The 7,393-nt window shown below is 28.9% G+C and carries 6 protein-coding genes; 5 read left to right on the top strand and 1 reads right to left on the bottom strand.

Annotated elements, in window-relative coordinates:
- Window positions 1-101: 101 nt before the first annotated feature.
- Window positions 102-1,217: a GerAB/ArcD/ProY family transporter gene (locus CRN98_RS08805; protein ID WP_097027056.1), complete on the bottom strand. Its 1,116-nt coding sequence runs from the start codon at window positions 1,215-1,217 to the stop codon at window positions 102-104.
- A gap of 171 nt (window positions 1,218-1,388) precedes the next feature.
- On the opposite strand from CRN98_RS08805, the gene CRN98_RS08800 reads away from it, so the two are divergent.
- From CRN98_RS08800 to CRN98_RS08780, 5 genes are all read left to right on the top strand, one after another.
- Complete coding sequence (locus tag CRN98_RS08800; protein ID WP_097027055.1) at window positions 1,389-2,231, top strand: CsxC family protein; 843 nt, start codon at window positions 1,389-1,391, stop codon at window positions 2,229-2,231.
- 215 nt (window positions 2,232-2,446) lie between these two features.
- Window positions 2,447-3,211 carry a CsxC family protein gene (locus tag CRN98_RS08795; RefSeq protein WP_097027054.1) on the top strand — a complete coding sequence of 255 codons (765 nt, stop codon included), beginning with the start codon at window positions 2,447-2,449 and terminating at the stop codon, window positions 3,209-3,211.
- 176 nt (window positions 3,212-3,387) lie between these two features.
- A complete protein-coding gene (locus CRN98_RS08790; protein ID WP_097027053.1) occupies window positions 3,388-4,326 on the top strand; it encodes a DUF4489 domain-containing protein in 939 nt (312 codons plus the stop codon).
- Window positions 4,327-4,500: 174 nt separating this feature from the next.
- The gene (locus CRN98_RS17715) at window positions 4,501-6,222 is read left to right on the top strand and encodes a hypothetical protein (RefSeq protein WP_179632057.1); all 1,722 of its coding nucleotides are present in this window, start codon (window positions 4,501-4,503) and stop codon (window positions 6,220-6,222) included.
- A gap of 206 nt (window positions 6,223-6,428) precedes the next feature.
- The gene (locus tag CRN98_RS08780; protein ID WP_423237093.1) at window positions 6,429-7,379 is read left to right on the top strand and encodes a M15 family metallopeptidase; all 951 of its coding nucleotides are present in this window, start codon (window positions 6,429-6,431) and stop codon (window positions 7,377-7,379) included.
- The last annotated feature ends 14 nt before the right edge of the window (window positions 7,380-7,393 follow it).

Genomic DNA, 7,393 nt, shown 5'->3' with positions numbered 1-7,393 from the left:
TTAATTTCGTTATAAGTCAGCACATCTCAATTTTATTGAGATGTTTCCTTGCATGACCTATAGAAATTTTTAATTTCGTTATAAGTCAGCACATCTCAATTTTATTGAGATGTTTCCTTACTAATGCGATTTTTAATTTTAACAATGACAAATAGTATCATAGGAATAATGAAAGCAGTAAGCCATGCCATTTTGAAAGCAATTGAAAGATACTGCTTTAAAGCAAATGTATTAGGGATAATAATACAAAATACAAAGCCTGCAATAGATGTAGCAATACAAGAAAAAGAAAAGGTTGTTTTTTTCGGAATTTTAGTTTTCTCTAAATAATACTTAAGTATAACAGCTGCTCCATATATATCTATTGCAACCGTCATTAAACTAGTAAAGATAAAAGCAGTAATTGCTAAGCCATCAAGTCTTTTCAATATTTCTAGGTTTTGAATTTCAACACTTCTAACTGCAATAAAAAATATATCATCAAATAATACAGTTTGGTTTATTCCTGCAACAGCAACAGTTCCCCAAAATACAAATAGATAAAATAAGGTTATTATTATATAACCTATTAATAAATATATATTAGCCTTTTTATTATCTTTTTTGGAAAATGGCATTACAAAAAGCACGCCAGCTCCAAAAAAGATTCTTAAGTTTCGAATACTTTCTTTAAAATAAAGAGGAATATCTTCTTTTACAAAAAAAGGTCTTAAATTTATAAATCCTCCTTTACTAAGTAATGCAAAAAACAATATAGAAGATACAGCTAATGCAATTAAAACAAAAAATTGGCATATATAAGCTAAAGACTTTATTCCCTGAGTTGCAGCATAGCACGCACAAGATATAAATACCAAAGCTAATGGCCAAATTGGAGTTGTTTCTAATGTTGTAGATTTAACCATGACTAAGAGCGCTCTAGTCATTAAAGGAACTATTATAAAAAATCTTATAAAATAAATAATGTTTATAGGAAAGGCTATATATTTCCCCAAAATTTCAACTAAATACTCTGGTATAATCTTTCCTTCGTATTGCTTATTTAACCATATGATTGCAAAGCTTGGAGGTAATATTAGCAGTAAATCTATAATGATAATTACCCACCCGCCAGTACCAACATAGGTTGCATATTCTTTTGGGATGTTAGTAAAAAGTCCAACTACACCTGAAAAGAGTAAAAATATAATATATTTGTCCTCTATAATAGTCTTCACATAAACTCCTCCAAATACATGCTAATAGATTTTGCCTTTTTATAGTATTAGTAGTTTTTTTTCTTATTATTCACTAAGAATTAAATATATAGTAAAAGGCTAATCAGATGTAGCAATTTAACTTAGTTTGAATATTATGATACTGTAGTAAAAAATGGAGGTATTATATTTATGGCACAAGAAATGAAAATGAAGGATTGTAATGAAAGTAATCAAAACATACCGAGGTGTGCTTATAGGGTTATGGAATCTGCTACTTTAAATGAATGTGAAAATGAGTGTAACATTCCAACTGGTAGAACGGGACCACTTATAGGTAAGATTCCTGTGGTTTTATCTGACGTAGAAGTACAAATTGATTTAGAGTCAGAAATTAGACTAGGAGAAAGAGCCTTAGATATTAAAAATATTGATAAACATATTGAGATTACTCAATGTAAACTTGTTCCATATACGAATAAGCTTTTCATAGCAGGTTATGTTCAAAAGAATATACAATTTTCTACTATTGACTGTACAAATCAAGTAAGTATAAGCGGAAATATACAGCATACCACCGTCAACATTCCTTTCAAGTGTGTAACAAAAATTCACTTTTCCAATTGCCCAATATACGGAAAAGAATACAAGAAAAGATTAAATTCTCTAAATGATAATATGCTAAATAAGGAGCAAAAAGAAGATTCTTGGATTCACTATAATAAGCTATATGAACCAGTTTATTGTGAACTAGAGCATACTAGAATACTGGAAACAGATATTTTAGAGAGAAATACACCGCTTTGGAACACTTTACCTAATGAAAAATCCTTCCATGAAATAACTGAAAAAATGGTTGTTTATATTAGACTTAAAGTATTACAAAACCAAAATGTATGTATTCCTGAGCCTAGCTGTGATGTAAATGTAATCTCTAGTAAAGATACAAAATGTGTTGAAATAGAAGTTGGGTTTGATCCTGAAAGAGGTATGATTGGAAAAGAAGTACCTGTTGAAGAATTAGGTGTAGATTAAATATAGTTAATATTTAATACTAAATAATTAACAGTAAGTAGTGAATATTTGATAGCGAATATTTATGGTTTAACAACTAAGATATAAATTCAAGGAGTTGTAGCAAATTAAGCTCTTTAGAATAGTATGATATTAGGTATTAAACTTTAATGTTTAAGAAGTCTAAACTTTAAGGTTTTAATATACTTAAGATTATAGAGAGGAGAGCTTCAGATATGGATGAAAGCTGTTTAAGTAGAGATTCAGGATGTAGACCAAGACCAATTCGAGAGTGTGACTCAAGGGTTATAAGATCTAAAGTTTTGGGAGAATGTGAAAATCGTGACTATAATCCAGAGGGAATATATGGGCCTTTAGTTGCTAAGGTTCCAGTAGTACTTTCAGATGTTAAAATACAAATAGATATTGAGTCGGACATTCGATTGCAGGAGCCTGCTTTTGATATAAAGGATATAGACAAAAAAGTTTGTATAACACAATGTCATTTAGTTCCTTTCACCAATAAGTTATTTATTGCAGGATTTGTTGAAGAAAATATTCAGTATTCTACTGTAAGCTGCGCTAATGAAACAAGTATTAGTGGAGATATAAGGCATACAACAGTAAAAATTCCTTTTAGATGTGTGACTAAAGTTAAATTTGATAAGAACCCTATGTTTGGAGGATCTTTTGAGAATGAATTAAATTCATTGGATAGTACAATGACATGTGCAAATGATGAAGAAGAATCTAGAATTCATTTTAAAAAATTCCACGAAAAAATCTTTTGTGAATTGGAATCTGTAAAGATTTTAGAATCAACTCTTTTAGACCGTGATATAAACTGTACTGGTAGATTTGACGAAGAAAAATGCTTTACAGAATTAACTGAAAAGATGGTAGTGTACGTTAGGATTAAAGTACTTCAAAATCAACAAGTATGTGTTCCAAAACACCATTGCCATCCATCATATAAAGAATCTTTTAAATGTAAAGAATAAAGAGAACATTGTTCTAATGCATTATGGATTTTAAGCCCTTAAATAAAGTTAAAATAAAAAAAAATGTAAGTTATGTAACGCTTGCTTGACTTTATCATATATTATATTAGAAGCTTAGAAAGCTTTCTAAAGTTAAAAAAATGGTGTAGTTAAAGATAATAAAGAGGAGGATTTTTATGAAACTATATTATGACAATAAGCATAGCGACGATCAAGTAATACACTCATCCACATCTTGCCGCCCAAGAAGAGACTGCGATTTTGATAGAGATTGCGATTGTGATAGAAAGCACAGAGATTGCGATTGTGATAGAGATCGAGATTGTGATAGAAAGCACAGAGATTGCGATTGTGATAGAGATTGCGATTGTGATAGAAGACACAGAGATTGCGATTGCGATTGTGATAGAAGACACAGAGATTGCGATTGCGATTGTGATAGAAGACACAGAGATTGCGATTGTGATAGAAGACACAGAGATTGCGATTGTGATAGAAGGCACAGAGATTGCGATTGTGATAGAAGGCACAGAGATTGCGATTGCGATGAGAGAAAGTGCAGATGTGAATGTGTAGAATGTGAAAAATGCAAAGATAAACATGAGTTTAAACACTGCTGCCCAAAAAACCCATGCCCATATTCAATATTATTTGAATGTGCAGCTGGAACAGGTGCTAGAGTAGACAGAACTATAATACCTGGTCATCAAGGTTGTAACGGAACAACAAATTTCTTCCATCCAAGATCTTTAGGATGTCTTACTTTAGATACAACTTGCTTAAAAATGCCAGTTGTAAAATTTGAGTTCTGTAGTATTATCCACTATAGATCTGAGCAAGAACATGAAATTCGTCCAGTAAGATTAGTATTCGGCTTATTCAAAACTTGTGATGAAGGTCAAGAAGTACCATGCGGAACCTGGGATTTTTCAATTGCTTTGAGTGATGATGAAGAATTAACTACATCTTTCAACTTCTGTCACTGTGAATGTAATAGCTGCCCAGGATGCTGTAAATATACTGTTAGATTAATTGAAGCTGTAAATATAAATGAAGAAGATGTATTAGATGTATGTAATGTAACACTTTCAGCTATAGCTAAATCAGGATGCTAAAGCTTAGATAATAATTAACAATTAATAATTAATAATTAATAATTAATATGAAAGTCGCCTTTGGGCGACTTTCTACAAATTATCACATATAAATTTAATTAGATGATTCATTAATTGTTATATATTATCCATTATTTATTATATGTTTTTTATCAATAATTAAGGAGAGTCTATATGTCAAAGAAACATAGACATAGACGAAGGTGTGAAGAGAAATTAGAACTTATACCTAGAAACAATATGCTGCCACAAAATTCATCTCAAGGAGTAGAAGATTCAGCCGTAATGTTTATAGGGTTGCTTGAAATGTTAGGTAGTCAATTTAACCTTTTTGGCAATAATAAAAAGGATAATCATGAAGATTTATCAACTAATGTACAGGCAGAAGGCGATGATAATATATTTAATGATTATGAAGAAAAAGAGCAAGAGGCATTAAATACTACAGTAGATGATATTATAGAAAATAATAATGATAATATAATAGAAGGTGTAGAATATAATGCTAAGGAAAACATTGTAGAGGACATTGACCATAGCAATGTAGAAGATATATGTAATATAGAAGATGAATATAATATAGAAGATGAATGTAATATAGATGATATTATAGAAAATAATAATGATAATATAATAGAAGGTGTAGAATATAAGGCTAAGGAAAATATTGTAGAGAACATTGACCATAGCAATGTAGAAGATATATGTGATATAGAAAATGTAGGAGATATATGTGATATAGAAGATGAATGTAATATAGAAGATGAATATAATGTAGATGATATTATAGAAAATAATAATGATAATATAATAGAAGGTGTAGAATATAAGGCTAAGGAAAACATTGTAGAGAACATTGATCATAGCAATGTAGAAGATAGATGTAATACAGAAGATAAATATAATATAAAAGATAAATGTAATATAGAAGATAAATGTAATACAGAAGATAAATATAATATAAAAAATAAATATAATATAAAAAATAAATATAATATAAAAAATAAATATAATATAAAAAATAAATATAATATAAAAAATAAATATAATATAAAAAATAAATATAATATAAAAGATAAATATAGTATAAAAAATAAATATAATATAAAAAATAAATATAGTATAAAAGATAAATATAATATAGAAGATAAATATAATATAGAAGATAAATGTAATATAAAAGATAAATATACTATAAAAGATAAATATAATATAAAAGATAAATATAATATAAAAGATAAATGTAATATAAAAGATAAATATACTATAAAAGATAAATGCAATATAGATGACATAGAGTTTGCAGAAAATGATGTTGCTGTACACTGCAAGGCTAAAGTCTCTAATAATATAGTATTAGAATGCTGCTTTAGTAAAAACATAAAGTCCGAATTTATTAAAGAACCAGTGGTTTCTAAAGTTCCAGTGATAATATCTCAAATTGAAATTCCAATTTGTTTAGAAACACTCATAAAGTTTAATGAGCCAGCTTTTAAAATAATAGATGTAAATAAAGATGTATTTTTAGAAAGCTGCCATCTAATAAATAATTCAAATAAGCTTTTTATAAAAGGATTTATAAGAGAAAATATAACATATTCAAATATAGAATGTGTAACGGATAATGCAGTAAACGGCAACGTAAAAAGTTTAGAAATAGATATTCCCTTTAAATGCTCTACTAAAGTTTATTTTAATACCTCACCTGTTTTAAATAATCAGGTTTGCTGTAAAATGGACAGTACAAATATATTAGAAACTATGAATCAAGAAGAAATTGAAGATTTAAAAAACACATTACCTGAAATATATACTCTTAAAAATTTAAGAAAAAAAACCATATTACATTTAGGTATTAGTTTAATACAGGAACAATATGTGCTTATTAGTAAATAGTATGGAGTCCGCAAAGCAATTTATTTAGTTAATAAATTAAGTATTGCTTTGCAGTTTTTTATTTTACATAGATTTGTGTGATATTGGTAAGTCTATATATGAGCAAAGACTTAGATGCAAGGAGATAGGATAGGGAATTGAGTAAAATTTCAGCGGATTCTTATTCTTAGCACCTTGTCTAGTAGCTAGGAAACGGAGGTATAGAAATGAAAGGGAAGATGGCAAAACATATACCTATATATATAGTTTTAATTTGTATATTGAGTGTGGCGGCGTATGGAAAAAAGCCTTTGGCTAAAAATAATGTCTTTGCAAGTTCTACAGAGGATACATATGAGATGACCATGAAGCAAGATATATTATCACTTATGATGGCTTATCCAGAATATATTGTAGGTGTAGAAACGAGAGAAAATAAAAAGGTGTATTTAATTATGAAGTCTGGAAAGAGAATTATATATGATGATAAAACTGCAAAGAATTTTGAACAGAAATTAGCAAATCCAGATTTACAGGATATGATGGAACAAGAATATCCATTAACGCCAATTAAGAGTTTGATGCCCAAAAATCAAGATCCAGGTCGTGGTAGGGTATATAGTTTACTTTCAGAAGTTTACGGTGGAACAAGAAATAAAGTGGAATCAAATCTTGTAAATGTAAATGTAGGAAATTACTCCAGATTTAATAAAAATAATAAGGCAGCAGAGGAATTAAAAAAGGTTATGCAGGAACTTATGCCTATAGCTCAAAAAAATTCTAAGGTTGCAGCAAGCTTGTTCCCAAGCAGTGGAACGTATAATTATAGAGTAATTTCTGGAACTGGTAGATTAAGCCCCCATGCCTTTGGAATTGCAATTGATTTAGCAAGGGATAGTAGAGACTATTGGCAGTGGGCATCTGAAAAGCAAGGAGCAGAAAGGATAGCATCCTATCCTCAAGAAATTGTTGATGTTTTTGAAAAGCATAATTTTATTTGGGGAGGAAAATGGTATCATTTTGATATATTACACTTTGAATATAGACCTGAAATTATATTAAAGGCTAGATATTTTGGAAATAAAAATGTTAACAGAAAAGAATGGTATGAAGGAGCACCTGTTGAAGATTCAAGTGTAAAGGAGTATATTAAGAAAATTGAAGAAGGAGTAAAGTAATATAAGAGGGTTAG

It is taken from the genome of Clostridium peptidivorans, assembly GCF_900205925.1.
GTDB lineage: Bacteria > Bacillota > Clostridia > Clostridiales > Clostridiaceae > Clostridium_AK > Clostridium_AK peptidivorans.
The sequence above is the reverse complement of the archived record's forward strand: the minus strand, read 5'-3'. Positions and strand labels throughout refer to the sequence as shown.